This is a genomic window from Cytophaga aurantiaca DSM 3654, from assembly GCF_000379725.1.
Classification (GTDB): Bacteria; Bacteroidota; Bacteroidia; order Cytophagales; family Cytophagaceae; genus Cytophaga; species Cytophaga aurantiaca.
Map to the genome: position 1 here is coordinate 25,682 of NZ_KB903666.1, position 26,590 is coordinate 52,271.

The window sequence follows — 26,590 nt, forward strand, 5'->3', positions numbered from 1 at the left end:
TAATATTCTTATCCAAAAGCTTAGTCTAGATTTTTTATAGTCTCACTAAAACTTTTGGATTTTTTTATTGTTCTATCAATAACATATTAAAAATGTATACGAATCAAGTAAGCCGTTTCCACAACATTGTTCTTGTAAGCCTTATCACAATATACCTGGTGATTCTTGCGGGAGGTATTGTACGTAGTACAGGATCGGGAATGGGATGTCCTGATTGGCCAAAATGTTTCGGTACATATATTCCTCCAGTTGAAGAATCTCAATTGCCTGTAGATTACAAAGAAAAATATACTGTAAAAGGGCATCCTGCAGAATTCAATGTATATAAAACATGGACAGAATATGGCAATAGATTGATCGGAGCTATTGCAGGACTTATCATTGTTTATCAGTGTGTTTATGCCATTAAATTCCGTAAAACCAATCCGAAATATTTCTGGTATTCCTTTCTGTTGGCAGTATTAATGGGCTCTCAGGGATTGTTAGGCGCAAAGCTGGTATCCTCTTATCTGGCACCGATTCTAATCACGTTGCACATGGCAGTAGCATTATTGATCATGGGTATCTTGGTTTGGCTTCTTATACAAGTAGGGAAAGAAAAAAAATATTTGCAGCAAACGGATTACGTTGAAGAGCGCATAGGTCAGAAGTATCGTTGGACAATGTGGTTGTTTATTGCATTGACTGTGATACAGATCTTTTTAGGAACTGAAGTACGCGAAGCCATAGATATTATTTCGTATGAATTGAATTATGCGTACAAAGAAACATGGATAGCTGCGATTGGTATGGATTTTATTGTACACCGCAGTTACTCGATTTTACTGACGTTGGCAACCATATACTTTGTATTTATTTTGTATAAACAACGTTCGGTTTATCCGAATGCCTATAAGCATGCATCCTGGATCTTAGCAATTGTGGGAGTTGAAATTGTAGCAGGAATTATACTGGCTTATTTTGCATTGCCCCCCTGGGCGCAACCGATACATTTGTTGTTGGCTACGATTCTGGTAGGAGCACAGGTTGCATTTGTTTTTAAGTTTATGATAGGACAAAACAGAAGGAGTGTGTAACTTGCGTACCCAAAATATACATATCAATCAATCCTTGGCTTCACTTATTCAAGCATATTTTAAACTAACGAAGTTTCGATTAACTTCTACCGTTGCCTTTTCCTCTGGTATGGGGTATATATTGGCTGAGCGCGGACAGGTTGATTGGATCAATTTGATTTTATTTTTAGCTGGTGGTTTTTGTATCACGGTATCTGCTAATATTATTAATCAAATCATTGAACGGGATTCTGATAAATTGATGAAGCGTACAGAAGCAAGACCTTTACCGCTTGGTACGATAGGCTTAAAACAAGCAATTGCAGCGTCTGTTATCTTTCTCATTGCAGGAACAATCATATTGGCTTTATACAGTACCTTAAATGCCTTGATCCTATCTTTGGTATCCTTGGTGATTTATTCATTCATTTATACGCCATTAAAAACCGTATCTCCAATAGCTGCCTTTATCGGCGCATTTCCCGGAGCCTTTCCACCAATGATCGGCTGGTTGGCTGTTACAGGACAATATGGTTGGGAACCAGGGGTATTATTTGCGATACAATTTCTTTGGCAATTCCCGCATTTCTGGGCTATTGCCTGGGTGCTGGACGAAGAATATAAGAAAGCAAATATTAAATTATTACCCACGAAAGATGGGAGAGGAAAGCACACTGCAACGATTATAATGAGCTATACGATCTGCCTGTTGCCGATCGGATTTCTTCCGTACATCTTTGGAATGGCGGGTATTACATCCGCATATATTGCACTGGTGTGCGGTGCGTTATTCTTTTTGCAAACCTTATATTTGTGGAAAGAGTGCAGCGTGAAAGCTGCATTGTTATTGATGTTTGGTTCATTCTTATATTTACCGATCGTTCAGATAGCATTTGTTTTGGATAAAATTTATTGATAATTATGCTTGTAATGGAAAATAAAGAACTACAACACGAGGAAGAACTGAAACCAACATTTGCCGTACATCCAAAGAAATTCTTACTTTGGTTATTCATTGTTACAATCGTAATGATGTTTGCTGCAATGACAAGTGCTTACCTTGTAAGAAGTACCGATGGTGACTGGTTGAAATTCGATTTACCGAATACCTTCTTGGTAAGTACGGCTGTTATTATCCTGAGTAGTATTACGCTGCAAGGCGCCTATTGGGCTGCTCAGAACAACAACAGACAAATGCTTATAGCCGGAATGGGCATAACGGTCGTTTTAGGTGTAGTATTTTTAGTTCTTCAATACGAAGGGCTGTTTATTGATTTGTTTAAACAAGGAGTATTTCTGGGTGGTGAATATAGCAATCCGGCCGGATCGTTTGTGTATGTATTGGCGCTCTTGCATGGTTTTCACCTCGTTACAGGTTTGATTTATCTTTTGATTGTTTTTTATTCAAGTGTTAAAGGAAAGGTAGGTTCTTCAGACTTATTACAAATTGAGATGTGTACAACTTATTGGCACTTCTTAGATTTGCTTTGGATTTATTTGTTTGTATTTTTACAATTGAATAATTAAGCAATAAAAGCAATAAAAGAACTTTATTATTATTTAAATATACTTTATGGCAACGGCAGTTATCGACGAAAAAGAAAACAAAGCTCTATGGGCTGGAGGTGTAGAACCACTAAAAGCTAGTTATGGTAAACTAATGATGTGGTTCTTTTTATTATCAGATGCATTAACATTCTCTGGTTTATTAGTGACCTATGGTTTTTCCCGTTTTTCTCACAATGCATATCATGGCGCAGTAGAAGCATTTCATACGTCTGTAGCTTACTGGCCGATTCCGGAAAAAGTATTCACCCACATTCCGTTTGTTCATACTTACGCACCACTTGTATTTGTGGGCTTGATGACGTTCATTTTGATTCTTTCTTCCGTTACCATGGTATTGGCTGTAGAAGCTGGTCACCGCAATGATAAAAAAGATGTTCAGAAATGGATGTTATGGACAATCCTTGGTGGTATTGCCTTCTTGTCTTGCCAGGCTTGGGAATGGACAATCTTTATTACCGGAAGTGAAAACGGTTTGATCATTAATGATCCGGACGGCACTGTTCGTCACGTTTTTGGAGCGAACTTAATTGAAAACGAATACGGTCCACGTATTTTTGCTGATCTATTCTTCTTTATCACTGGTTTTCACGGTACACACGTTTTATCAGGTGTGATCATTAACATTATTGTATTTTATAACGTAGCATTTGGTACATATGAGCGTATAGGTTCATACGAAATGGTTGAAAAAGTAGGTCTTTACTGGCACTTTGTCGATTTAGTGTGGGTATTCGTATTTACGTTCTACTACTTAGTTTGATTTAATTCTTTATAAAATATTTATTACAATGGGACACGGACACGCACACCACGGACACTCAGCAGAGGTACAACCAAGAGATCCTGCTAAAGTAAAACAAATATTAAAAGTAACACTTTACCTTGCGATATTAACTGCAATTGAATTCGTTCTAGCATTTACAGTAGGTAGAGGACCTCTTTTGACTTCTATTTTCGTATTGCTGACATTTGTAAAAACATTCTACATTGTTGGTGAGTTCATGCACTTAAAGCATGAAGTTAAAATATTGATATGGGCAATCGTATTGCCTACGCTTTTCATTATGTGGCTTATTCTGGCAATGCTTCTTGAAGCAAACCACCTACATGAAGCAAGACAATATATATTTGGTTAATACAAGAACCATCTGTTTCGGATGGTAATTTGAAATACATTATGAAAAATACTAAAAAGACCGTGTACCTATGCTTAGCGCTATTGGGACCGGTCTTTTTAATTTTTATGTTTACTTTTTTTGCGCGTACTCAGCACAAACTCCCTGTTTTCTTTGCGTATGATTCCATTAAAACAGAAAGAGAGTATGTTGTTACAGATGCACACAAGATACCAGACTATAAACTAATTGATCAGAACGGTGCTGTTTTCGATAGCAAAACCGTTGATGCCGATTTTAAAGTATACGACTTTGTATTCACACGTTGCGGAAGTATTTGTCCGCAGATGAGTACGCAGCTGATACGTGTTCAGGAAGCCTTTAAAGATGATAAAGACGTGGTGTTGCTGTCTCTGACTGTAGACCCGGAATATGATAGCCCTGAAGTCCTTAAAGCATATGCTAAAACCTATAATGCTATTCCGGGTAAGTGGTATTTCCTGACAGGTGAAAAGGATACGATTTATACCTTAGGTCAAAAACAATTCTTTTTGACTGCAAAGCAAAATGAAGATGATCTGACAGACTTTCTGCATAGCGAACGTATGGTATTGGTTGACAAGAACGGATGGATCAGAGGTTATTATAATGGTACGGACGAGTTTGAAGTGGATCGTCTTATTATTGAATTAAAAGTATTGCAAAAAATAGAGAAGGATGCAAAGTCAAAGTAATAACCCTTTTATAAAATTATTGAATGATAAAAACATCAACGTTGTAGCGATTGCTATTCCGGTTGCTGTGGCGCTTTTACTAGGTTTGCCGTTCAAACTTGATCTGGGTAACTGGACAGATACTTTGCCGCACATCAATGCTTTTATTAACAGCTTTACTTCACTATTTCTGCTAATCGGTCTGGCTGCTATCAGAAGGAAGAATGTTGCCATTCACCGTGCCTCTATGCTTATTTGTGTGGTTTTGGGATTGTTCTTTTTAGTAACTTATATATTATACCACTTAACGCATGAATCTACTCATTTCGGGGGAACTTCCGGCATTAAATATGTGTATTACTTTTTGTTGATCACACACATTATATTGGCAGCGGTAGTTGTGTATTTTGTATTGAAAGCCCTTTATTATGCTTTTAATAACGATTTTGACAGACACAAAAAAGTAGTTAAATGGGCTTATCCGATCTGGCTGTATGTATCTGTATCAGGCGTATTGGTGTATTTGATGATCAGTCCGTATTATAAATAATTAACAAGCAGGGAATATGAAAAAGGCGTATATCGTATTTACTATCTTAATTCTATTTGTTGTAGGCTTGGGAATGGATGCAGAAGCTCAGTGTGCAATGTGCAGAGCTCAGCTTGAAACAGGCGCTACGGCGGGTGCTGATGCTAAAAATACAGGTATAAATTCAGGGATATTATATCTGATGTTGTTCCCGTATATCATCATCGGAACCATTGCCTTTATGTGGTACCGTTCTTCTCAAAAGAATAAACAACCCGCGAACGCATAATTACTATAAAGTAATAGCATATTTCCGTATTTTTATGGTATATGATATTGCCGGTAAAGCCTATTTCGTCATTTTTAAAAGTACTCCGTTGGGTAATACTAGCTTTAGCAGTTAGTTTAAGTTTCCTGTTATTTTTTAAGGAACGTGTTCTTCCAATAGATCAATCCATTTATTATTCTGTTGTTTCAAATCGAATTCAGGAATCGATTGAGGATGCTGAAATACAAAGTAAACTGGTAATTAAAAAGATTCACGAAGGTGAAGTTACTTTCTCTCAACTAAACAAAGTATTTAGTCCTTCACCTTTTTATATTTTTGAAGGGGGCAAGCCTATTTATTGGTCCAATGCAGAATATATACCTAGCTATAAATCTATCCGAAGCACGGAAGCATGGAGTTATGTAAGCAATAGCTCCGGGAAGTATTTAGTGTATAGAGATACGCTTATATCAAATCAAAAAGTACTTGAAGTGTTTTTTCTGCTTGAACTGGAACGTATTTATTCAGTAGATAATGCATTTATCAATAGCCATACCAACCAGACCTATTTTAAAAACATTCCGGTCCGGCTTTTTACAACTCCCAAATTTAAGAATCACCATTCCATCAGCGTAAACAATAAATATTTATGCAGCTTTGAATGTGCTTCATCCAGTAATGATTATTTATATGGCACAATCACTACTGGTGTATTTGTTTTAGTGGTATTTTTAATCTGGCTGTATTTTATGTGCGATGTATGGATGCATCAAAGGAGCAGCTATCAGCGCATTTTAATACGCATATTATCCTTTGTTTTATTTCGTACTGCTTTATTGGAATTAAATCTTCCGGAGTATTTTTCTTCGCATCAAATATTCTCTTCTGAATATTATGCTTCATCTTTTATAAGCCAGTCCATATTTGATCTGGTATTGAATGTCTTTTGTTCTGCTTATCTGTTATTCGAACTGATTATTATTATTCAGCGAAAATTCATTTACAGATATATATACTTAACTACAACGAACAGGCTTGTAGAAATAAAGGTACTGTTGAGCAGTCTGCTGACCTGGTCGTTGATCATAAGTTATTATTATATCTTAAAAAGTATTGTTAAAAACTCTACGGTATCTTTGAACCTGATCGATGATCTGGATCTGTCCATTGTGCGGGTAATCCTGGTGTTTGCAATTATTGCGATATCCTTTATCTTTTTTTATATCATACATCTCAATCTTCAGGTTGTTTGGCGCCTGCATAAAAGATATCGCATACGAAATCCCAAGCGCATTATTCTGGTGTATCTGATATTGATCGCTATCAGTTGGTTTATTGAACCGCAAATGATATTGGTAAGTGTATGTCTGTTTATTTTTGCTCAGTTGAGTTTGCTGCAAGGGTATCCGTCTGTTTTAGGTAAAATGAAATACCAATCTTTTATTTACATATTTCTGTTTTGTCTTTCGTCCTCATTAATTATTGGAGCAGTAATATTTTTTAACGGCAGAAATAAAGTCACGCAGCAGATGACGCGTTACGGAGAGCGTTTACTATATGATCGGGATGAGATAACAGAATTTTTGCTGCAGGAAGCTTCGTTTAATATACAAAAGGACGAATTCATCCGTGAGAAAATACTTTCTCCATTTTCAGATCTGTCTGTTGTAAAAGATAAGATCCAGAAAAAATATTTGTCAAACTATTTCAACGATTATTCTGTGCGCATTGAATTGCTGGATGCAACCGGAGAAGCTTTTAATAGTCAGACAGATCAGGTGACGTATAATGAATATTACAATACGGTATTGGTGAAGTCGACGTATTTAAACAAACTTGATCTGTATAGTTATGTGGATCACATCACTAATACAAGAAGGTATATATCCGTTAATAAAATAAAAGCATCAGACATTATTATTGCTTATATCATTATTGAACTGGAGTCCGGCAAGTACAGTAAAAATAGTGTCTTCCCTGAATTGGTGCTGGATCAGAAACAGGTTCAGGAGAATTATAAGGATTTTGATTATTGTATTTTTGACCGTTCGAAAATAGAAACGAGTTATGGGTATTTTAACTACGATCAAAAATTCCTGAACTACTTAAAGTTGAAAGAAAAAAAACAGGAGAAGGAATTCAGGTATGAAGGGTATTATCATGTTTTGTTAAAGGGAGAAGGCGATGCCTGGATTGTAGTAAGTAAGCCGTATGGAGTACTGGATATTATGATATCCAATGCATCCATTTATTTTTTATTTCACATTGTTGGGATTTTCATTATTGTTTTGATCCATGTATATCGTATTAATTCACAGAAACGGCAAGTGAGTTATGCAACCAAGGTTCAGATCTATTTAAATCTTGCTTTTTTTATTCCCTTGTTGCTGGTAAGTTTAATTACGCTGGGGTTTGTAAATAGAAATTATGAACAGACCTTATTAAATCGATTTATAAGCGATTCTGATAAACTGTCTGCATTGATCTCTTCAAGAAGCATTGTTCAGGATCGGATCAATAAAGCAGCGGTTACCGAATTGTTGCTGGAGTCAGATCTGACACGGGTTGAACAGCTGGATATAAATATTTATTCCAATAACGGAAGTTTGCTTGCAACCAATCAATCGGAAGTTTTCAGGAAAGGAATTCTATCTTCATACATACAGCCGGATGCCATTGCAGCATTATTGGAAAGCCGCAATCAATACATTGTCACGAATGGACAAGCCGGTTCGTTGTCGTATAAATCCATCTACCGATTGATACGTGTGCCCGGTACAGGCGCTATCGCCGGCATTATACACCTGCCGTTTTTTGAATCGAAAGAAGATGTTGTAAAACAGATCTCGACCTATTTAAAAATCATTTTGAATATTTTTTCTATTGGATTTATAGTACTCTTATTGTTATCGTATCTGGTGGCGTATTATTTAACTTATCCGTTGAAATTGATCACCCAAGGTATTAAGAAGACCGGCCTGTATGATAACGAACCTATTCAATGGCAATCATCGGATGAGATCGGACGTTTGGTTCAGGAATACAATTCTATGCTTATTAAGATTGATGAGAGTAAATCTATTCTGGCTAATTCTGAAAAGGAGAGTGCATGGCGTGAAATGGCGCGACAGGTAGCGCATGAAATTAAAAATCCGCTTACTCCAATGAAGTTGAAGTTGCAGTATTTATTGCAACGTCTGAACCATGCAGATACGAAGCCAAGTGATGAGGAATTAAAACAATCCTTCCGGACAATCTTAACGCAGGTAGATTCGTTAAGTGAGATAGCGAGTTCTTTTTCATCCTTTTATAAATTACCGGAATTACAGCTTGAAAAAGTTGAATTGAATCACCTTGTAAAAGAACTTGCTGTATTGCATCAGGAAACAGACGCTTCCGGCATATACACACATATTCCGAATCAACCGACGGTGATTGTTGCAGATAAGAAGATGGTAGTTAATATTCTTAATAATTTATTGTTGAATGCGATCCAAAGTATACCCGAAGGACGATTGCGTAACATTGATATTTTTATAAATCAGAAAGTCGACAGTGTATTGATCGAAATAAAAGATAATGGATCGGGTATTCCTGTTGAGCTTCAGCATAAAATATTTGTACCCTATTTTAGTACAAAATATTCGGGTTCTGGAATTGGCCTGGCTTTGGCGAAGCGGTTGGTGGAAGATATGAAAGGTGCTATTTGGTTTGAAACATCCTTAGATAAAGGAACTTCATTTTATATTGAAATGCCATATTATACCGAATGACCAAAGCGTATTTAGTTTTGCTATTACTTTTTTTTGCTGTTGTGCGAAATGGTCACGCACAATACACCAACCTGCGTTGTAAATGGATTAAGCCTACGGAAGAAGGGACGAAAATAGATACCTTAACCGTTGTTCCAGGAAGTATTGAAATCAAGTATCCACAGGGTTATACAAGCCTTTATACCATCGCAACTAATACAGTAACCTTTTCTCCCAGTCCATTACCTGATTCTATTTTGGTTTGTTATCGTGTGTATCCATTCAATCTGGGGAAGCCTGTCTACAACCGTGATCTGTCTGTGTATGATTCAGTGGGTGGATACCGCGAAGTGATGCGTTTAAGAGGTTTGGGTGTTACACCGCAACAGCGTGAAGAATTGTTTGCAACACCCGGCATAAATAAAACGGGTGTTATTTCGCGTGGTATTTCAGCAGGGAATAATCAAAGTGTGTTTGTGAATTCAACATTGAACTTGCAATTGGATGGCAAGCTCACAGACAACATTACCTTAACAGCTGTAATTTCAGATCAGAATATTCCGTTTCAACCCGAAGGTAATACGCAGCAGATACAGCAGTTCGATCGGGTATATGTGCAATTAAGAACTCCTAAAACTGCATTGACGGTAGGAGACATTGTATTGAAACAACGTGATCCGTATTTTCTAAAATACTATAGAAACGTACAAGGCGGACAAGTCAGTCATATTGTAAAAAGAGATTCAACATTTGAAAGCGTCAGTCAGGTTGGTATTGGTGTATCGAAAGGTAAATTCAATACCATGCAATTTGCACCGGATACCAAAGATTTTTTACAGGAAGGCGTGCAAGGTCCTTACCGGTTAAGAGGCTCAAACAATGAAGCGTTCATAACTGTGATTGCAAACTCTGAACGCGTGTATTTTGATGGGCGCTTGCTTACGCGAGGCTTTGACTACGATTACGTGATCGATTATAATACTGCAGAGATCACGTTTACGCCGTACATACTGGTTACAAAATACAACCGTATGCGCGTTGATTTTGAATATACCGATCGCAATTATGCGCGGACAAATATTGAAGCGTCGCAAACGATCAAAAATACGACAAGCCAGTTTGGTGTTTATTATTATTCTGAAAGAGACAATCCTAATAATCCATTGTTGCTGGATTTAACAGCAGCGGATCAGGCTTATTTATCAACCATAGGAGATGATCTGACCAAAGCATTTATTTCCGGTGCGGATTCCATGGATTATAAAGCAGGTACTACTTTATATAAAAAAATAGATGTAGGTGGTGTGGCTGTTTACCAATATTCGGTGAACCCAGATAGCGCTTTATTCCAGGTAAAGTTTTCGCAGGTGGATGCAGGTTTAGGAAGTTATGTGCTTGATAATTCAACAGCGAATGCCCGTATATTCAGGTATGTAGGGGCAGGGAACGGGATCTATGAACCTGTGCAATACATTGCGACTCCTAAAAAGAAACAGATGCTGCAAGGTTCATTCAGTCAAAAACTAAACAGGCACGAAGAAGTCTTTGGCGATGTGGCATATTCAACAAATGATGTAAATCTATATTCAACAGAAGATAAGCAAAACGACAACGGTGTTTCGGCGCGAGGCGGAATAAAGAGTTCAAAGCGTAACATTGGTTTACTGAAAAAATATTTATTGTCGTCGGGAGTGTCGTATGAATTCAATCAAAAGAATTTCGTTGCGATTGATCGTTTCCGGACGGCAGATTTTGAACGTTACTGGAACGAAGATGTATTGCGGCTTGGGAACAATCAGATGGTTGTAGGTAATCTGAATTACTCAAAAAATGCGAACGAATTGATCAGTTATACATTAAACTATCGGAACAAAGAGAATGATCTGTCGGGTTTGCAGCATCAGGCGCAGTTGTATCAGAAAACAGGTAACTTGTATTTCAAAGGAGATTTGTTTTTAACATCAACAAACAATTTTGCAGGTAAAGCAGCCTGGGATAAATACAGTGTAAATGTATATTATAAAACCAAAAAGGTTACGCCCGGTTTTCAATACAGTTCAGAAAAAAATAAAGTAACAGATTCGGCAGGCGCACTGATCCGTTCGTTGATGTATTTTGACGAATATAAATACTATATTCAATCCAGTGATACATCAAAAGTTAAGTTCAGGATTGATTACAGTAACCGTGCAGACAAGCAAGTATATTTAGGAGAATTGATACCTGCTACGCGTGCGCAAACTACCAATTTTACAAGCGGAATTAGGTTCAGTGCAGATCATCAATTGAATCTGATTACAACGTATAGATATTTGACGTATGTTGGTCCGGTTACAACACCGAATGATGAAACAATCATGTCACGTGTGGATTGGGGAATCAGTGCATTAAAGCGACATGTACGTTCTGAATTGACGATTACTACAGGAGTAGGGCGGCAGGCCAAGCAGCAATTTGTTTTTCAGCCGGTTGCAACCGGACTGGGTACCTATATCTGGCGTGATTACAACGATGATGGCGTACAGCAGATCAATGAATTTGTTACGAAGATCTATAACGATACGGCAGAGTTTATCAAAGTATATTTACCCTCAAACGATTATTATAAAGCATACACCAATCTGATCAACTATAGATTAGATATTTCGATGCCGCGTAAATGGAAATCCTCTTCAAACTCTATGTTGAAAATACTGGGCAAATTATCCAACACCGCATCGATCACATTAAATAATAAAACGACAGACGATAATCTGTGGAGCCGTTTCAATCCGGGATCTCCAAGTGCTTCGGATACAAATTTACTTGCGTATCAGCGGATCTTGCGGTCGGTGTTGTTTTATAACCGATCGAGTTCCCTGTTTGGGATGGATCTGGCATTGACCATGAATGAATCACGGCAATTCCTGACACAAGGTTTCGAGAATCAATATGTGAATGATCTGATCTATGGTTTGCGTGCCACCTTTAAGCGGATGTATGCATGGAAGATAAAACTTACAACAGGATACAACAGTGTGAATTCAGATTTTAATGTAAACCGGAATTATTTTATTGATTATAAGAAATTCGATACAGAATTATCTATACAGCCGCGAACCAATACCCGTCTCAGCTTGCTTGCAGGCGTGGCATATAAGATCAATACGTTTACACCGGGCAATGGGGAAAATGCACTCCTGTATAATATCGGTACCGAGATAAAAATCAATAAACTTTCCAAGCGTACATTTACTACAACACTTAAGTACATTCGTATTAACTCGAAGTTGAACGGTACACAGCAGAATAGTCCGATTGCGTACGAAATTCAGGAAGCCTTATTGCAGGGGAATAACATGACGTGGAATGTTATCTGGCAGGAACGTTTGACAAACGGTTTGCAGATCTCATTCAGTTACGAAGGACGTAAGTCGGAATCTGTACGGATGATTCACACGGGTAGGATGCAGCTGAGTGCTTTGTTTTAGTCGCCAGTTTCTAGTTGCTAGGTACTAGACTAAAAAGTACTTAGTGCAGAGTACTGTGATGAGGTAATTTTCTCGTCTGGAAACTGGAACCTAGAAACTAGAAACTAGTTCTTCATATCCCGTATCAGCTTACTTGCGAAGATGAAGTTTTGAAGATCCTTCACATCTGTTCCAAGAATATTGTCTTTTGTGCCTTCCCAGATCTTTTGACCTTTAAACATGAAAATGATGTTTTCACCAATCTCCAGCATGGAGTTCATGTCGTGGGTAACTACAACGGTAGTGATGTTGTATTCGTGTGTGATCTCCTGAATCAGGTTATCAATACGTATAGAAGTTTGAGGATCCAATCCGGAATTGGGTTCGTCGCAATACAAATACTTTGAGTTCATTACAATGGCACGGGCAATACCTACGCGTTTGGCCATACCGCCGCTTATTTCTGAAGGCATTAATTTCGCTGCATGGTCCAGACCGACACGTTGAAGGCAAAATTGAACACGATCTTCTTTTTCTGATTTAGACATCTCACTCAGCATGTCCAACGGAAAGAGCACATTTTCTTCGACCGTTTTAGAATCAAACAAGGCACCGCCCTGAAAAAGCATGCCAATTTCTCTGCGTATAACCTGCTTTTCTTCTTTATCTGCTAAGGTGAAATCACGTCCATCGTATAATACAGAGCCAGAGTCGGGGTGTACCAGACCAACCAGTGTTTTCAATAAAACACTCTTTCCGGTACCGCTGGCACCAATGATCAGATTTGTTTTACCCTGTTCAAACGATGCTGAAACATCCATCAGGATTTGCTTACCATTAAATGTTTTGTTGATGTTTTTACACTCAATCATACTACTCGGTCAATAAATCCTGGTAATTAGTTTAATAATAATTGGGCAAGAGACAGATCTGCAACCAATACAGCAATGCAACTTTTAACTACTGCAGAGGTAGAAGATTGTCCTACTTCGAGTGCACCGCCTTTGGTAAAATACCCTTCAAATGCAGAGATAGAGGAAATCAGAAATGCGAAAACAAAGGCTTTTATGAGCGCAAACGTAACGTTGAATTCATTAAAATCGATTTGAACTCCATATATAAAGTCTTGTGTTGAGATAATATTACCCAGAATACCGGCGGTATATCCACCTAAAATGGCTAATAATCCGGCGAAGGTAACAAGCATGGGGATGGTGATGAGACTGGCTAAGATTTTAGGCAAGATGAGGTAAGAAGCGGAGTTTATTCCCATAACCTCTAGTGCGTCAACCTGTTCGGTAATACGCATGGTGCCTAACTGACCTGCAATGCTTGAACCTACTTTACCGGCAAGTACTACACAGGTAAATGTGGGAGCAAGCTCTAAAATGGACATTTCCCGTACCACAGAGGCAACAACATAGATTGGAACCAGAGGGCTAACCAGATTGGCTGCCGTTTGGATACAGGTAACTGCTCCGATAAAGGAAGAAACAATGGCAACAATCAGAATGGAATCAGTTCCGATCAGGATACATTCATCAATTGTGAGCTTCCAATAAACACTAAATTTCTCTCTTCTAACAAACAGCGTGCTCATCAAAATCATGTACTTCCCGAAACTTTTCATTCGTATTCTTTATCAACGATGGAACAATTCTCTTTAAAATCCTTACTAAAATAAGGTATATTTAAGTGGCAAACAATTATAATAAAATGAATAAACTGGCAGTAATAACCGGAGGAACGAAAGGAATAGGGAAGGCACTTGTCGAAAAATTTGCTTCAGAGGGTTTTGATATTCTTACCTGTTCACGAAAGGAAGCAGATTTAGAGTCTTTAAAAAGTACTATTTATAAGCTGAACAAAAATGTTGCTGTCAGCACCTGTGTTGCAGATCTATCTGCTAAAAGTGGAAGGGATGCACTCTTAAAAAACTATGCTTCCTTAAACAGAACTGCTGATGTATTGATCAACAATGCAGGAGTATTTGTATTGGGACAAATCCATAATGAACCCGAAGGTGTTTTGGAAAATCAGATCCAGACAAACCTGATGAGTGCCTATGATATTAGTCGTGGAGTTGTACCCGGGATGATCGCAAAAAAGAAGGGGACTATTTTTAATATCTGTTCAACTGCGAGCATCATTCCGTATGTAACCGGTGGCTCTTATTGCATCTCTAAGTTTGCTTTACTGGGCATGACAAAAGTTCTGAGGGAGGAAATGAAGGAGCACAATATTCGGGTCACTGCTGTCTTACCCGGAGCAACCTTGACTGCTTCCTGGGAAGGGGTAGACTTACCCCAAGAGCGGTTTATGAAACCTGAAGATATAGCAAATTCAATTTATGGAATCTATAGTTTGTCTGACCAAACGGTCGTAGAAGAACTCCTTTTACGTCCGCAACTGGGAGATATCTAGAAATTAGGTTCTGGTAAATTTTATATATCGTCTATACAGATTAAAAGCACCTAATGATCATTTTTAAGTCTATTTTGGATAAAAATCTACTTGAAAAATGAATTTAAATAGTATCATCTAATAGTTTACATGTTTTGATTTAATATATCTGATTTATAAAAATATAAACGTTTAAATTTAGATTAGTCTAAAAAAATAAATTCAACGATTTTCAATTTAAATTCTTCAAAATCGGGACGAATTCAACAAAAAAGTTATCTTTCCTAATATATAATAATATCAAGAGATGTCTTCAAACGAACTTTCTTCAATAAACACAAAATACTGTTCCAGCCTTACCCAATATGTGCGTAGAAAAACCACTGTGGTAACGATTGGAAATGTGCCTATGGGTGGTGATAATCCGATCCGACTTCAGTCGATGACGACGGTCGATACGATGGACACATTAGGCAGTGTGGAGCAAATTATCCGCATGGTAGATGCCGGTTGTGAGTATGTCAGAGTGACAGCACCAAGTGTTAAGGAAGCTCAGAATTTAGCCGAGATCAAAAAGGAATTATTGAAACGCGGCTACAATGTTCCCCTTGTAGCCGACATACATTTTACTCCAAATGCGGCAGAACTTGCTGCCAAAATTGTCGAAAAAGTCCGGATCAATCCGGGGAATTATGCCGACAAAAAGAAGTTTGAACAGATCGATTATACAGACGAATCTTATCAGGAAGAACTTGAACGCATCCGTGAAAAGTTTGTTCCGCTGGTAAAAATCTGTAAAGAATATGGCACAGCCATGCGGATCGGAACCAATCACGGTTCTCTATCGGACCGGATTTTATCCCGTTACGGAGATACGCCACTGGGTATGGTTGAGTCGGCTCTGGAGTTTTTGAGAATCTGCGAAGACTTGGAATATTACAATATTGTAATTTCCATGAAAGCGAGTAATACGCAGGTAATGGTGCAGGCATATCGTCTGTTGGTTCAGAAATTAGAGGAAGAAGGACTGCGACCTTACCCCTTACATTTAGGAGTAACCGAAGCTGGTGAAGCCGAAGATGGAAGAATAAAATCTGCCGTTGGGATTGGTACTTTATTGGAAGATGGCTTGGGAGATACCGTTCGGGTGTCGTTGACCGAAGCCCCGGAATTTGAAATTCCTGTAGCTGCAAAACTGGTTGACCGATATCAAAACCGGAACAATCATAAAGCGATTCCTTTCGTTGAAAAAAATCCGATCAACCCATACGCATATAAAAGAAGACAGACAACCGACGTTCATACGATCGGAGGAACAAATGTTCCACGGGTGATCGCCGACTTCAGTCAGGTTGAAAATCTGGATGTACAGGATCTGAAATCCATTGGTCATTTCTATTTACCCGCTTTGGATAAATGGAGTATGAATGATCTTGGAGCAGACTTTATTTATACCGGTCATCAGAAAGCGCCATTCATGTTACCGAATGGATTGAAAGAAATTGTGGATGCTGATACCTGGAAAATATTGCCGGATCAGACCCATGTGTATCCGCTTTTTGCGGCACGCTGGTATAAGACCGATGTGGTAAAACATCCGAAACTGAACTTTGTGCTGGCAGATATTGAAGACATAGATGAAAAGCTGCTGTTGTGTCTGGCCTCAGACCCGACCGTTGTATTAATATTGGAGTCGTTTAATGAACATGCAATGGCTGAACTGCGCAGAAGTTTCATTACGCTTTTAAATAGAGAAATAAAAACGCCCGTACTTATTAAGCGTGCGTACAAACATAAAAATGAAGAGGCATTGTTTCTGGCTGCATCAACCGATGTAGGTGGTTTGCTGGTGGATGGTTTGGGCGACGGGGTATTTCTGTCTACTTCCAAAACGACACCGACAGATAAGACAACCTTATTAACGAATCTGAAAGCACTGAATAATTTAGCTTTTGGTATTCTGCAGGCTGCCCGTACACGGATGACTAAAACAGAATACATTTCCTGTCCGTCGTGCGGAAGAACCTTATTCGATCTTCAGGAGACAACTGCGATGATCCGTAAACGTACCGATCATTTAAAGGGAGTGAAGATCGGGATCATGGGTTGTATCGTAAATGGTCCGGGTGAAATGGCCGATGCCGATTATGGCTATGTTGGCGTTGGGAAAGATAAGATTGCTTTGTACCGAGGGCAAACGGTTGTAAATAAGGCAGTACCGTCGGATAGAGCGGTGGATGAGCTGATCAATATTATTAAAGAAGATGGCAAGTGGCTGGAGCCGGTTGTTTCGGAGTTTGTATAATTCAATATGAAAAGAGTTGCCATATATATAATCATATGTTTGGAGGTGGTACTCTCTGTTAATGCTTATGCAGAAGATAAGTTTATTGAAAGGGACACCCTTACTAACCTGCAGATATTAACAGATTCTTCTGTTAAATATGCTTTTGGTTATTCTTGTTCTGTGTCCGGAATGCCTCCGAAGGGAAGAATGGCCATAAATAAACTTGTTGAATCAAACAATTTCGATGCGATTAAGGCTGTATTGGATGGACAAAATAATGTAGGGAAAATATATGCGATTGAAGCATTGCTGTCATTAGCTTCCAAGAATATATATAGTTTGACCGAAAGTGATAAAGAAAAAATTAAAAGAATAATAAATCAGGACTATTCGATCGCACGATGTGAGGGATGTCTTTTTTCTACTATTCATATTATTGATCTGTTCAATGAAAAAGCTTACATGAAGCTTTTAACAAAAAATGAAATTCAAATTAAGAATCGATAATAACCGTAATACAAAATATACCTATGAAAGAATATTTTAAAATAGGAGAACTCTTCACATACTTCTTCCGCAAAAAAGATCCCAATGTATCTACTTCATTGAAGGCAATGCATTTTGTAAATAAACTGTCGATCGTGATCTTCCTGATCTGTCTGGTTGTTATTTTGTATAGATTATTTATCCGATAGATAACTGCTTTGTATATATGAGATTTCTTAGAACGTGTTTTTTGATTCTGTTAACATATATCGTGTTGGGTTCTGCAGCCGAGGCAAGTAGTATTATAAAGGAAGATGCCAATGATGCGATTATCGCATCTCATATGCACGATAAAAAACCTAAAGAGAAAGAACGAAAAAGGGTGGTGATCCAGATAAGCAAAGATGTTGGGTATGTTATCATTACTATATTAGAGGTTGTAATTGATGTATGTGCCAATAATTCTGGCTGTTCATCCTATTATAGGTATAATCATTAATCTCTCATTGAATCATATTATTAGTATACAAATGAAATTTATCAGATTTATATCTTTTACATTCCTGTTGCAGACAGCTATACTTTCTTCTGCGCAGAGTATTCCTACACCCTATGTATGGGGCGGTAAGTACGGCTTTATTGATGCTGAGACCGGAAAAGTTTTGATCAATCCCATTTATGAAAAGGTATATCCGTTTTCTGAAAACAGGGCATTGGTATTTAAAGCGGGCAAAGGATATTTTATTGATCAGTCGGGTACAATCAAAATTATTTTAAAGTACGATTCTGTTTATTCTTTTACCGAGGGATTGGCAGCCGTACAAACTGTAGGATTGTGGGGATATATTGATAAGTTGGGAACTTTGAAGATCCCGGTTAAATTTCAACAAGCATATCCGTTTGCAGAAGGATTTGCGGTGATCAAGAAAGATGGTAAGTACGGCTATATTGATAAGACTGGAAAAATAATCATTTCGCCACAGTTTGATTTTGCGTTGGAGTTTTCAGACGGACATGCGGTTGTAAGAAAAGACGGAAAGTATGGTTTTATAAATACCACCGGTAAGATCATTATTCCTGCCGTTTATGATCAGGCTGCAAATTTCAGCAATGGTGCTGCTGTGGTTTCAAAAGACGGGAAGTATGGTATTATTGATAAGAACGGAAAAGCTATTTTGCCGATCGATAACGATTGGGTTTCTGTTTTTAGTGATGGTTTGGTACGTGTGCACAAAGGTTCTACCTGGGGATATGCAAACACTTCGGGTGTAATGCTGATTCCTGCAACATTTGATTGGGTTTCGGATTTTTCAAATGGGTATGCGAAAGTGAAAAAAAACAACATGTATGGCTATATTGATAAGATGGGAACCATTGTTGTTCCGATTCAATATCAGTGGCTTGAAGATCGGGATATTTCTGGCACTATAATGGCAGTTAAAGCAGGGTATTGGGGGTGCATCAATACGCAGAACGAAGTTTTAAGTACATTTACGTATAAAGTAACCAGACCTTATTCCGAAGGATATGCAGTGGTAACGAAAGCAGGTAAATACGGATATATTAATAATAAAGGAGAATTGATTATACCTTTTACATATGAATATGCGTATGATGTTGTAAACGGGATGGCTGAAGTTGTAATAAATGAAAGAACCCGTTTTATTGATAAATCAGGTGTTTGTATTAAATATTGTGAATAATAGAATCAAAGTAGACATGAGTACATTTAGTAAAAGAAGTATTGTTTTCGGTGTTGTGTTGTTTTTATTTCAAGCGATGCCGTCTTTGGCTCAGATAAAGCCTCACAGCAGCATTAAGGCTGAAGATCTGAAAGTTGTTTTGGTAAAGGATATTGAAAACATAAGCGATTCGGCACATCATCATCATGCGCATGATCCGCATAAATCAAGTTATAAAATTCTGCATGTGCATTTTACGATGGTATCGACGGACTCTACAAATGCAGGCTATAAATCTGTTATGATGCGAGTGATAGATCCAAGTGGAGTAGATATTTATGATCCGGCTTCAGGCGGCGGTTTATTTATGTTGAATGGAAAAGAAACTCCTTATACCATCAAAGAAACTAAAAAATATGATGGCAAATTTCTGGAGATTGATTTCCTGTATAAGCACTCCAAGCATTTCAAACACGGCTTGCATATTATTGAGCTGTATGTAGATGGATATAAAATTGGTGAGGAACATTTTGTTATTAAATAAGTAATAAGTGTTAGGTACTAAGTACTAAGACGGTTTGAAAACGAATTTCCTTTTCAAGAAAAATGATAAATAAAAAATGTCCCACTAATTAGTGGGACATTTTTTATTTAAGAAGATTTTTACAACTAATTTGCCTTATATTCGATTGATAATTTAAATCATCTGTATGATTGAAGAGAGGAAGTATTTTAACACCTTTGATGCACTGCGATTTTTAGCTTTTTTTAAAGTGTTTATATTTCATATACCTATTTGGGGTTTTCCTGTTTTTGATTTTCTGAAAAATGGTGGTGGAACTGCTGTATCCTTTTTCTTTTCCTTGAGTGGTTTTTTAATTACGTATCTGATTTTAAAAGAAAAAGAATCAACAGGCACATTTAATCTGAAGGCTTTTTATTTCAGAAGAATCTTAAGGATATGGCCGTTGTATTATAGCATGCTGCTCTTTGCTTTTTTAACACCTTATATTTTATCTATCGTTTCTATAGATGCTAGTGGAGCAGGTTATGATCCTGATTGGTTTATGTCCATTGCGTTTCTTGAAAATTATAAAATGATCTTTACCAATGATTTTCCAAATGTTTCACCCTTAGGAGTAGTGTGGTCTTTGTGTGTGGAAGAACATTTTTATATTATATGGGGCTTACTGCTTTATGTTGTTTCAGTGCGGAATGTTCATTGGTTGATTATAGCTTCAATTTTTATAGCGAATGTCAGCAGGTATGTTTTCTATTTGAACGGATGGTCTTTTTTAGATGTGTTTACCAACATAGATTATTTCGCCTACGGGGCGATTTCTGCTATCTTATTCATTAAAAAGAAGGCAATTGTAGATACCGTGCTGGAAGGTATTTCATCCTCGAGTAAAGTATTCATACTACTTGCATGCATAGGTATTTTTATAACCCTACCTAATCTGGATTTTCAATACAACGCGCTCATAGAGCCAACAATTTCAGGAATCATTTTTTTAATTGTATTGACTCTAGTTGTGTTCGATGGAAAATTATTTTCAATTTCTAAAACGAATATTCTGAGTCGTCTTGGGATCTATACCTATAGCCTGTATCTGACACACACAATAATTATTAATCTGTTTGTTAAGATATTTGAAAAAATGAATATCTCATTGATCAACCCCTTTCAAGCTTTGGGGTTTGTAACCGTATGTTTGCTTGGTACAATTGCAGCAAGTATGGTTACTTATTATCTGATTGAAAAACCTTTTTTGAAGTTGAAAACACGAATAACATTGTAAAAATAGGAGCTATATTATTCGCTCTTTTTCTTCGCGACTTTCTTTGTTACTGTCTTTGCCGGTGTTTTTACTTTATCCGGGTTGTCTTTGATGAAGGCATTCCAGCCGCCTTTGCTTTTGGTTACAGCACCTTTCTGAAAGTAATGACAAACGGCCACACCCAGAGCATCTGTCGCATCTAATAGCTTTGGTATTTCCTGGAACATCAGCAATTTTGAAAGCATTGCAGCAACCTGTTCTTTGGATGCATTTCCGTTACCAGTAACCGATTGTTTTATTTTTTTAGGAGCGTATTCAAAGATAGGAACCTGTTTCGAAATGGCAGCTGCAATGGCAACGCCTTGTGCTCTGCCCAGCTTCAGCATGGATTGAACATTCTCTCCGAAAAACGGAGCTTCAATAGCCATTTCATCGGGGTGGTATTCATCGATAATGTGGCTTATCCTCTCAAAGATTTTACTTAACTTTATTGCATGGTCGGCATACTTGCTCAAATGAACAACACCAAATTGAATCAAGGTTAGTTGGTTTCCTTTAATAGCAATCAGTCCATATCCCATTACATTTGTACCTGGGTCAATGCCAAGAATAATTCGGTCTACTAATGGGGGATTATTTTTATTAACCATACGATACGTGCAAGTTAGCGAACCTTTTGTGAAAAAAATCACCCCTTCTGGATTCTTTTCACTTCTGTTAAAAACGGGAGTGTTTCTGGTTTCCATGGGAGTTATTGTTTTTTTGTTGTTTGATAAAATGCTCTGGTGGAATTTTTTTAAGGAATCGTATTGCACTCAAAAAGGATTACTGGTACTTAGCCTTATGCTTGTGGGAATGTTTTTTAATATATCCGTAGAAGCTCTTAAGTGGCAGTATCTGGTCCGCACTACATCGCCTGTATCTTTTCGTTTGGCCTTAACGGCAGTATTTAGCGGCATTACAGCAGGCTTGATCACGCCGCATGGAATAGGAGATTATGTTGGCCGGATCCTTTTTCTAAATCCTGAAAACAGATTGGAAAATATTGCATCGGTTTTGTTCAGCAGAATTGCACAATTGTGCATCACTTGTATTGCCGGCGTTGTTGCTACCTTATACTTCTGTTTTGTGATTCAAATGAATCAACATATGTTGACGGCTTTACTACTTGCCATTGCAACATTGCTTATTATATTTTTGGTGTGGAAATTCAGAGTATTTCTGCTTGATAAAATGAAGCATGTTCCGCTTCTTAAAAATATTGAAAAATGGTTTGATCAATTACGTGGCTATTCCAATCAATTATTTATTAAAACCCTTGCTCTATCTGCATTGCGCTACGGAATATTTTTAACACAGTTTGTAATTTTACTTATCTTTTTTGGCGTAGAATTGCCACTTGAAATAATCATTCTCGGAGCAGTATTTACTTTTTTCGTAAAGTCTATCGTTCCAACCTTCTTTGATCTTGGTGTACGTGAGTTGGCTGCAGTGTTTTTCTTTTCAGCCTATCACATTGAAGATGCAAACGTATTGGCTGCGAGCATCAGTTTATGGCTTATAAATTTACTGATCCCGGCAGTTGTTGGATTGTTTTGTATGTTTGGTATTGACTATACTAAAAAATAACATGGAGGTCTATCTGTATCTGTGCGGAATAGGTTATGTTATTTTTAGTTTGTATTTACTAAAGGGATGGAGAGCTATTGCACCACGGTATACCGATACTGCAGCTGTGCCAATCACGTCCGTTGCGGTGATCATTCCTATTCGCAATGAAGAAGCGGTGCTCGAATCGATCTTGACAGATCTGTTGCAGCAGGATTATCCGAAAGAACTGTTAACTGTCTATCTCGCGGATGATGGATCTACGGATCAGACGCCGTCCATTATTTCACGCTGGATGGAACAGCATCCCAATCGATTTAAAAAAGTAAGGTTGCTGGCTGAATACGAAACATGGAAGGGGAAAAAAAGATGGATCGCTTCAGCCATTGCGGATACAGATGCCACATTCATTTTAACAACCGATGCGGATTGCCAGCTTCCCAAACATTGGGTAAAAAGTATGGTGCAAGCCTATGAATCAACGCAGGCAAAATTCATTTCCGGTCCGGTTACCATAACAGGAGAATCTACAATCTGGAATAGATTTCAACAAATTGAATTTTCGAGTCTGATCGGATCAGGAGCGAGTGCGATTGGATTGAAAAAACCCTTAATGTGCAATGGTGCGAATGTTGGATATACACGCGAGGCGTATATCGAGGTGCGAGGGTTTGAAGGAAATGAAGCGATTGCCAGCGGTGACGATGAGTTTTTAATGCATAAGATGTATGCGGTATGGGGAGCAGAAGCCATTGCATTTTGCAAAAACAAGATGGCGATTGTGTCTACCAAAGGAGTAGATCGCTGGCCGGCATTTTTTAATCAACGGAAACGCTGGGCAAGTAAGTGGGAAAACTATTCGCTGAGATACGTACAGGCGGTTGCATTCTGGATTTTTATCTTTCATTTAACTGTATTGGTAAGCAGTTTGTTAGCAATTTTCAGAGAAATCGATTGGTATTTGCCTCTCGTATTGTGGGGAATTAAATTCATTTTTGATTATTTCTACTTAAAGTCTATTGCTAGATTTTTGTCAATAGATTTTAAAAAGAGTACCTTTATTTATGCTGTTCTGATTTATCCGATCTATGTTGTTGGGTTTGGTATTTTAGCACGTTTTGGTACCTATACATGGAAAGAACGAATTGAAAAACTTTCATGACCGATTTAGAATTTGACTTAATTGACAATTTGTATTTTGTACAGCGTTTTGATGCGCTTTGCAAAGCAATGGAAATGAAAGAAGAAGAATTGAAAAAAATGCTTTTGCAGATGTTTCAAAAGGAGTGGGTAAAAGTAATGGACATGCAAACGGATGAAGAAATTTTGAATGCAGAAGTTTGGACAAAAAACTATTCCGATTATTTTTACCTTGCAACAAAAAAAGGATTATTTGCGCATAACACTTTATAAATTTTCTAAAAATTAATCGTGGAACACCAAGAAGTACATTCACCCACATACTATATAAAAAGGCGTTTATATAAAAATAAACCTGCAATGTTTGGCTTGGTGTTGATTGTTTTGGCACATGTTATTGCTGTGCTGGGTTATTCGATCATGCCTGATAATACCCCGAATGCAGATGATGGTGCCAACCTGATCAAAAAACAAGCTCCGGGTTTTGAAACAACCGTTATTAAAAAACATAAGAATAGAGTTGTTGAAGAGACGGGTTTCTTTACCATGTCGTTTGAAGGAAGAGAAAGTCCGTATACAATTGAGCCGGTAGATACATTTTATTTTAAAGGAGACTCTGTTTATTACAGACCTTTTCAGGAGCGTGTCTGGGAAAGTGCATTAACACTGGATTACATTGATTTTTGGTATCCCGGTACGACACATAAATTGTTCGCAGATTCTTCTGCCAATTATCTGTTAACAAAAGATTCTTCTATTTACATCAACGCTAAAGAAGAGCGTATTGCTTTTTCTAAAGCAGATCTGAATGCGTATTTTATTGAACACAATGTTGAACACAGATCTTATATTCTTGGTACAGACAAGCGTGGCAGAGATATGTTGAGCAGGTTGTTATTTGGTACACGCATCTCCTTATCAATTGGTTTTATATCGGTTATCATTTCGTTGGTTGTAGGTATTACGTTTGGTGCTATTGGTGGCTTCTTCGGAGGTTTGGTGGATCGTACACTCATGTGGTTTTTAACCGTTACGTGGTCCATACCCGGCATTATGCTGGTTATTGCGATCAGTCTTGCGTTGCAAAGCAAAGGCATTTGGGTGGCTTTCGTTGCAGTTGGTTTAACGATGTGGGTAGAGGTTGCGCGTGTAGTGCGCGGACAAATCTTATCCATTAAAGAAAAGCAATTTGTTGAAGCTGCGAATGCTCTTGGTATCGGCAGTTGGAGAATTATCTTCTATCACATTCTTCCGAATATTGTCGGTCCTATGATCGTTATTGCAACATCGAATTTTGCTTCAGCCATTCTTATTGAATCCGGATTAAGTTTCCTTGGTCTTGGAGTACAACCACCGATGCCTTCATGGGGTATGATGGTAAGTGAAGGGTATCAGTCTAACTGGAGCGACGGCGGCTGGTATCTGGTGTTCCTGCCAAGTATCTGCATCAGTACATTGGTGCTTGCCTTTAACTTATTAGGAAATGGATTGAGGGATGCATACGATCCTCAGACTGCAATAAAATGGTAGAGAAGATGCATTCTGTTCAGACACAAGACAGCCTTGTCAAAGATTTAAAACTAAGCTCACTGCTTGAGATCACACAAGCCATCAACGCAAATTTACCGGAGACTTCTCTATATAAAATTTTTCAGTTTACCTTATTAGCGAATTTAAGTGTAGGTAAACTCGCCTTGTTTGTAAAAGATGAAGCATGGGTGTGTAAAGCTCAAATGGGCACACAGACCGATTACACTAAGGTTGAGCTGACAGAAGAGCTATTGGGTATAAAAGTTATTACACCAATCTCGCTGGATAAATCCAAAGCGTTTTCAGAATTTGATCTGCTGATCCCGATTATTCATAAGAATGATGTATTGGCTTTTGTTTTTATTCAAAAGAAGTCTGATAAAGTAGAGGTTGATCAAGCCTTTATTCAAACGTTTACCAATATTATTTTAGTAGCCATAGAGAATAAGAAATTTGCGCGTAGAGAATTACAGCAAGAGGCGTTGAAAAAGGAAATGCAGATTGCGCGTGAAGTTCAAAACCATTTATTCCCTAAAGACCTTCCGGCTACAGATAAAATTTCGATTAAGTCTTTTTATCTACCGCATCAAACCATTGGTGGTGACTATTACGATTACATTGATATTGATGAAGACCGTTCGTTGGTATGCATCGCAGATGTGAGTGGGAAAGGAGTACCTGCAGCCATTTTAATGTCGAATGTACAGGCGGCATTGCGTACGATGGTGCGCTATACAACTGATCTGAGTAAGATCGTATTTCAACTGAATGATCTGATTTTACAGCATACAAAAGGGAATCGCTTTGTTACCATGTTTATCGGGATCATTGATTTTACCCGTCAGGAATTAACGTATATCAATGCAGGACACAATACCATACCGTTGATACAGCAGGATGGAAATGTATTGCTGGATAAGGGTAGTACCATTTTAGGGATGTTTGAAAAACTTCCGTTTATAGAAGTAACTGCTGTACCTCTGCAAAAAAAGAACCACCTGTTTTTGTATACAGATGGTCTTTCAGAATGTATGAATGAGGCAGATGAAGAATTTGAACTGGAACGAATCATTCCATTCGTACAGCTTGATCAACTTGCCGATCAAGCCGCAATGATCGATCGCATTATAGCTGCAACCGTTGAGTTTAAAGGTTCACGCTCATACAATGACGACATCACCTTGCTGAGCTGCAACATTCAGTTTTAATATTTATTTACATCA

The 26,590-nt window shown here is 37.9% G+C and carries 26 protein-coding genes; 23 read left to right on the forward strand and 3 right to left on the reverse strand.

Annotated features, from left to right (window positions below):
• The first annotated feature begins 92 nt into the window (after positions 1–92).
• The 10 genes from A3EE_RS0119080 to A3EE_RS0119125 all read left to right on the forward strand — a co-directional run bounded on the left by A3EE_RS0119080 (position 93) and on the right by A3EE_RS0119125 (position 12,471).
• Positions 93–1,076 (forward strand): COX15/CtaA family protein, encoded by a 984-nt coding sequence (locus A3EE_RS0119080; RefSeq protein WP_018345049.1) that lies wholly within the window; start codon positions 93–95, stop codon positions 1,074–1,076.
• Entirely contained in the window at positions 1,069–1,971 is a 903-nt protein-coding gene (gene cyoE / locus A3EE_RS0119085; RefSeq protein ID WP_018345050.1) for a heme o synthase, read from the forward strand. Before A3EE_RS0119080 ends, cyoE begins: the two co-directional genes overlap by 8 nt.
• Before the next feature lie 5 nt (positions 1,972–1,976).
• The gene (locus A3EE_RS0119090; RefSeq protein ID WP_018345051.1) at positions 1,977–2,582 is read left to right on the forward strand and encodes a cytochrome c oxidase subunit 3; all 606 of its coding nucleotides are present in this window, start codon (positions 1,977–1,979) and stop codon (positions 2,580–2,582) included.
• A 46-nt stretch (positions 2,583–2,628) separates the two neighbouring features.
• Complete coding sequence (locus A3EE_RS0119095) at positions 2,629–3,384, forward strand: cytochrome c oxidase subunit 3 (protein ID WP_018345052.1); 756 nt, start codon at positions 2,629–2,631, stop codon at positions 3,382–3,384.
• Positions 3,385–3,412: 28 nt separating this feature from the next.
• Complete coding sequence (locus A3EE_RS0119100) at positions 3,413–3,760, forward strand: cytochrome C oxidase subunit IV family protein (RefSeq protein WP_018345053.1); 348 nt, start codon at positions 3,413–3,415, stop codon at positions 3,758–3,760.
• 107 nt (positions 3,761–3,867) lie between these two features.
• Positions 3,868–4,473, forward strand: a complete 606-nt coding sequence (locus tag A3EE_RS0119105) for an SCO family protein (RefSeq protein ID WP_018345054.1) — start codon at positions 3,868–3,870, stop codon at positions 4,471–4,473.
• Positions 4,457–5,002 carry a DUF420 domain-containing protein gene (locus A3EE_RS0119110; protein ID WP_018345055.1) on the forward strand — a complete coding sequence of 182 codons (546 nt, stop codon included), beginning with the start codon at positions 4,457–4,459 and terminating at the stop codon, positions 5,000–5,002. The genes A3EE_RS0119105 and A3EE_RS0119110 overlap by 17 nt, the downstream gene beginning before the upstream one ends.
• Positions 5,003–5,018: 16 nt before the next feature.
• Entirely contained in the window at positions 5,019–5,270 is a 252-nt protein-coding gene (locus A3EE_RS0119115) for a hypothetical protein (protein WP_018345056.1), read from the forward strand.
• Between the two features lie 41 nt (positions 5,271–5,311).
• Positions 5,312–9,022 (forward strand): sensor histidine kinase, encoded by a 3,711-nt coding sequence (locus A3EE_RS0119120; protein ID WP_018345057.1) that lies wholly within the window; start codon positions 5,312–5,314, stop codon positions 9,020–9,022.
• Between the two features lie 17 nt (positions 9,023–9,039).
• On the forward strand, positions 9,040–12,471 hold the full coding sequence (locus A3EE_RS0119125; protein ID WP_245553871.1) for a hypothetical protein: 3,432 nt from the start codon (positions 9,040–9,042) through the stop codon (positions 12,469–12,471).
• Between the two features lie 104 nt (positions 12,472–12,575).
• Here the strand turns inward: A3EE_RS0119125 and A3EE_RS0119130 are convergent, their stop codons facing one another.
• Positions 12,576–13,322, reverse strand: a complete 747-nt coding sequence (locus A3EE_RS0119130; RefSeq protein WP_018345059.1) for an ABC transporter ATP-binding protein — start codon at positions 13,320–13,322, stop codon at positions 12,576–12,578.
• A 26-nt stretch (positions 13,323–13,348) separates the two neighbouring features.
• On the reverse strand, positions 13,349–14,080 hold the full coding sequence (locus tag A3EE_RS0119135; protein WP_018345060.1) for an MlaE family ABC transporter permease: 732 nt from the start codon (positions 14,078–14,080) through the stop codon (positions 13,349–13,351).
• A gap of 86 nt (positions 14,081–14,166) precedes the next feature.
• Here A3EE_RS0119135 and A3EE_RS0119140 point away from each other — a divergent pair, with 86 nt between their 5' ends.
• The 8 genes from A3EE_RS0119140 to A3EE_RS0119170 all read left to right on the forward strand — a co-directional run bounded on the left by A3EE_RS0119140 (position 14,167) and on the right by A3EE_RS0119170 (position 21,110).
• Positions 14,167–14,874, forward strand: coding sequence for an SDR family oxidoreductase (locus A3EE_RS0119140; RefSeq protein WP_018345061.1), 708 nt, complete (start codon positions 14,167–14,169; stop codon positions 14,872–14,874).
• Positions 14,875–15,160: 286 nt separating this feature from the next.
• Positions 15,161–17,158 carry a (E)-4-hydroxy-3-methylbut-2-enyl-diphosphate synthase gene (ispG, locus tag A3EE_RS0119145; protein ID WP_018345062.1) on the forward strand — a complete coding sequence of 666 codons (1,998 nt, stop codon included), beginning with the start codon at positions 15,161–15,163 and terminating at the stop codon, positions 17,156–17,158.
• 6 nt (positions 17,159–17,164) lie between these two features.
• A complete protein-coding gene (locus tag A3EE_RS0119150; protein WP_018345063.1) occupies positions 17,165–17,647 on the forward strand; it encodes a hypothetical protein in 483 nt (160 codons plus the stop codon).
• Positions 17,648–17,670: 23 nt separating this feature from the next.
• Positions 17,671–17,835, forward strand: coding sequence for a DUF6728 family protein (locus tag A3EE_RS22030; protein WP_169334038.1), 165 nt, complete (start codon positions 17,671–17,673; stop codon positions 17,833–17,835).
• Positions 17,836–17,852: 17 nt separating this feature from the next.
• Positions 17,853–18,125 carry a hypothetical protein gene (locus tag A3EE_RS0119155; protein WP_018345064.1) on the forward strand — a complete coding sequence of 91 codons (273 nt, stop codon included), beginning with the start codon at positions 17,853–17,855 and terminating at the stop codon, positions 18,123–18,125.
• A 31-nt stretch (positions 18,126–18,156) separates the two neighbouring features.
• Positions 18,157–19,329 (forward strand): WG repeat-containing protein, encoded by a 1,173-nt coding sequence (locus A3EE_RS0119160; RefSeq protein WP_018345065.1) that lies wholly within the window; start codon positions 18,157–18,159, stop codon positions 19,327–19,329.
• Complete coding sequence (locus A3EE_RS0119165; protein WP_245553872.1) at positions 19,322–19,852, forward strand: hypothetical protein; 531 nt, start codon at positions 19,322–19,324, stop codon at positions 19,850–19,852. Before A3EE_RS0119160 ends, A3EE_RS0119165 begins: the two co-directional genes overlap by 8 nt.
• Positions 19,853–20,018: 166 nt before the next feature.
• Positions 20,019–21,110 (forward strand): acyltransferase family protein, encoded by a 1,092-nt coding sequence (locus A3EE_RS0119170; protein WP_018345067.1) that lies wholly within the window; start codon positions 20,019–20,021, stop codon positions 21,108–21,110.
• A 14-nt stretch (positions 21,111–21,124) separates the two neighbouring features.
• Here the strand turns inward: A3EE_RS0119170 and ruvC are convergent, their stop codons facing one another.
• Positions 21,125–21,739 carry a crossover junction endodeoxyribonuclease RuvC gene (ruvC, locus tag A3EE_RS0119175; protein WP_026209873.1) on the reverse strand — a complete coding sequence of 205 codons (615 nt, stop codon included), beginning with the start codon at positions 21,737–21,739 and terminating at the stop codon, positions 21,125–21,127.
• A 127-nt stretch (positions 21,740–21,866) separates the two neighbouring features.
• On the opposite strand from ruvC, the gene A3EE_RS0119180 reads away from it, so the two are divergent.
• From A3EE_RS0119180 to A3EE_RS0119200, 5 genes are read left to right on the forward strand one after another with little or no spacing between them, the layout of a single operon-like run.
• Complete coding sequence (locus A3EE_RS0119180) at positions 21,867–22,718, forward strand: lysylphosphatidylglycerol synthase transmembrane domain-containing protein (protein ID WP_245553878.1); 852 nt, start codon at positions 21,867–21,869, stop codon at positions 22,716–22,718.
• Between the two features lies 1 nt (position 22,719).
• Positions 22,720–23,859 carry a glycosyltransferase gene (locus A3EE_RS0119185; RefSeq protein WP_018345070.1) on the forward strand — a complete coding sequence of 380 codons (1,140 nt, stop codon included), beginning with the start codon at positions 22,720–22,722 and terminating at the stop codon, positions 23,857–23,859.
• Positions 23,856–24,110 carry a hypothetical protein gene (locus tag A3EE_RS0119190; RefSeq protein ID WP_018345071.1) on the forward strand — a complete coding sequence of 85 codons (255 nt, stop codon included), beginning with the start codon at positions 23,856–23,858 and terminating at the stop codon, positions 24,108–24,110. The genes A3EE_RS0119185 and A3EE_RS0119190 overlap by 4 nt, the downstream gene beginning before the upstream one ends.
• An 18-nt stretch (positions 24,111–24,128) precedes the next feature.
• On the forward strand, positions 24,129–25,367 hold the full coding sequence (locus A3EE_RS0119195; protein ID WP_026209874.1) for an ABC transporter permease: 1,239 nt from the start codon (positions 24,129–24,131) through the stop codon (positions 25,365–25,367).
• A gap of 5 nt (positions 25,368–25,372) precedes the next feature.
• Positions 25,373–26,575, forward strand: coding sequence for a PP2C family protein-serine/threonine phosphatase (locus tag A3EE_RS0119200; RefSeq protein ID WP_245553873.1), 1,203 nt, complete (start codon positions 25,373–25,375; stop codon positions 26,573–26,575).
• The last annotated feature ends 15 nt before the right edge of the window (positions 26,576–26,590 follow it).

What these genes read in the sequence shown, in the direction of transcription:
- A3EE_RS0119080 (WP_018345049.1), top strand. Translation starts at nt 93, where the DNA reads ATGTATACGAATCAAGTAAGCCGTTTCCACAACATTGTTCTTGTAAGC.
- A3EE_RS0119090 (WP_018345051.1), top strand. Translation starts at nt 1,977, where the DNA reads ATGCTTGTAATGGAAAATAAAGAACTACAACACGAGGAAGAACTGAAA.
- A3EE_RS0119095 (WP_018345052.1), top strand. Translation starts at nt 2,629, where the DNA reads ATGGCAACGGCAGTTATCGACGAAAAAGAAAACAAAGCTCTATGGGCT.
- A3EE_RS0119100 (WP_018345053.1), top strand. Translation starts at nt 3,413, where the DNA reads ATGGGACACGGACACGCACACCACGGACACTCAGCAGAGGTACAACCA.
- A3EE_RS0119105 (WP_018345054.1), top strand. Translation starts at nt 3,868, where the DNA reads ATGTTTACTTTTTTTGCGCGTACTCAGCACAAACTCCCTGTTTTCTTT.
- A3EE_RS0119110 (WP_018345055.1), top strand. Translation starts at nt 4,457, where the DNA reads ATGCAAAGTCAAAGTAATAACCCTTTTATAAAATTATTGAATGATAAA.
- A3EE_RS0119115 (WP_018345056.1), top strand. Translation starts at nt 5,019, where the DNA reads ATGAAAAAGGCGTATATCGTATTTACTATCTTAATTCTATTTGTTGTA.
- A3EE_RS0119120 (WP_018345057.1), top strand. Translation starts at nt 5,312, where the DNA reads ATGATATTGCCGGTAAAGCCTATTTCGTCATTTTTAAAAGTACTCCGT.
- A3EE_RS0119130 (WP_018345059.1), bottom strand. Translation starts at nt 13,322, where the DNA reads ATGATTGAGTGTAAAAACATCAACAAAACATTTAATGGTAAGCAAATC.
- A3EE_RS0119135 (WP_018345060.1), bottom strand. Translation starts at nt 14,080, where the DNA reads ATGAAAAGTTTCGGGAAGTACATGATTTTGATGAGCACGCTGTTTGTT.
- A3EE_RS0119140 (WP_018345061.1), top strand. Translation starts at nt 14,167, where the DNA reads ATGAATAAACTGGCAGTAATAACCGGAGGAACGAAAGGAATAGGGAAG.
- ispG (WP_018345062.1), top strand. Translation starts at nt 15,161, where the DNA reads ATGTCTTCAAACGAACTTTCTTCAATAAACACAAAATACTGTTCCAGC.
- A3EE_RS0119150 (WP_018345063.1), top strand. Translation starts at nt 17,165, where the DNA reads ATGAAAAGAGTTGCCATATATATAATCATATGTTTGGAGGTGGTACTC.
- A3EE_RS22030 (WP_169334038.1), top strand. Translation starts at nt 17,671, where the DNA reads ATGAAAGAATATTTTAAAATAGGAGAACTCTTCACATACTTCTTCCGC.
- A3EE_RS0119155 (WP_018345064.1), top strand. Translation starts at nt 17,853, where the DNA reads ATGAGATTTCTTAGAACGTGTTTTTTGATTCTGTTAACATATATCGTG.
- A3EE_RS0119160 (WP_018345065.1), top strand. Translation starts at nt 18,157, where the DNA reads ATGAAATTTATCAGATTTATATCTTTTACATTCCTGTTGCAGACAGCT.
- A3EE_RS0119170 (WP_018345067.1), top strand. Translation starts at nt 20,019, where the DNA reads ATGATTGAAGAGAGGAAGTATTTTAACACCTTTGATGCACTGCGATTT.
- ruvC (WP_026209873.1), bottom strand. Translation starts at nt 21,739, where the DNA reads ATGGTTAATAAAAATAATCCCCCATTAGTAGACCGAATTATTCTTGGC.
- A3EE_RS0119180 (WP_245553878.1), top strand. Translation starts at nt 21,867, where the DNA reads ATGCTCTGGTGGAATTTTTTTAAGGAATCGTATTGCACTCAAAAAGGA.
- A3EE_RS0119185 (WP_018345070.1), top strand. Translation starts at nt 22,720, where the DNA reads ATGGAGGTCTATCTGTATCTGTGCGGAATAGGTTATGTTATTTTTAGT.
- A3EE_RS0119190 (WP_018345071.1), top strand. Translation starts at nt 23,856, where the DNA reads ATGACCGATTTAGAATTTGACTTAATTGACAATTTGTATTTTGTACAG.
- A3EE_RS0119200 (WP_245553873.1), top strand. Translation starts at nt 25,373, where the DNA reads ATGCATTCTGTTCAGACACAAGACAGCCTTGTCAAAGATTTAAAACTA.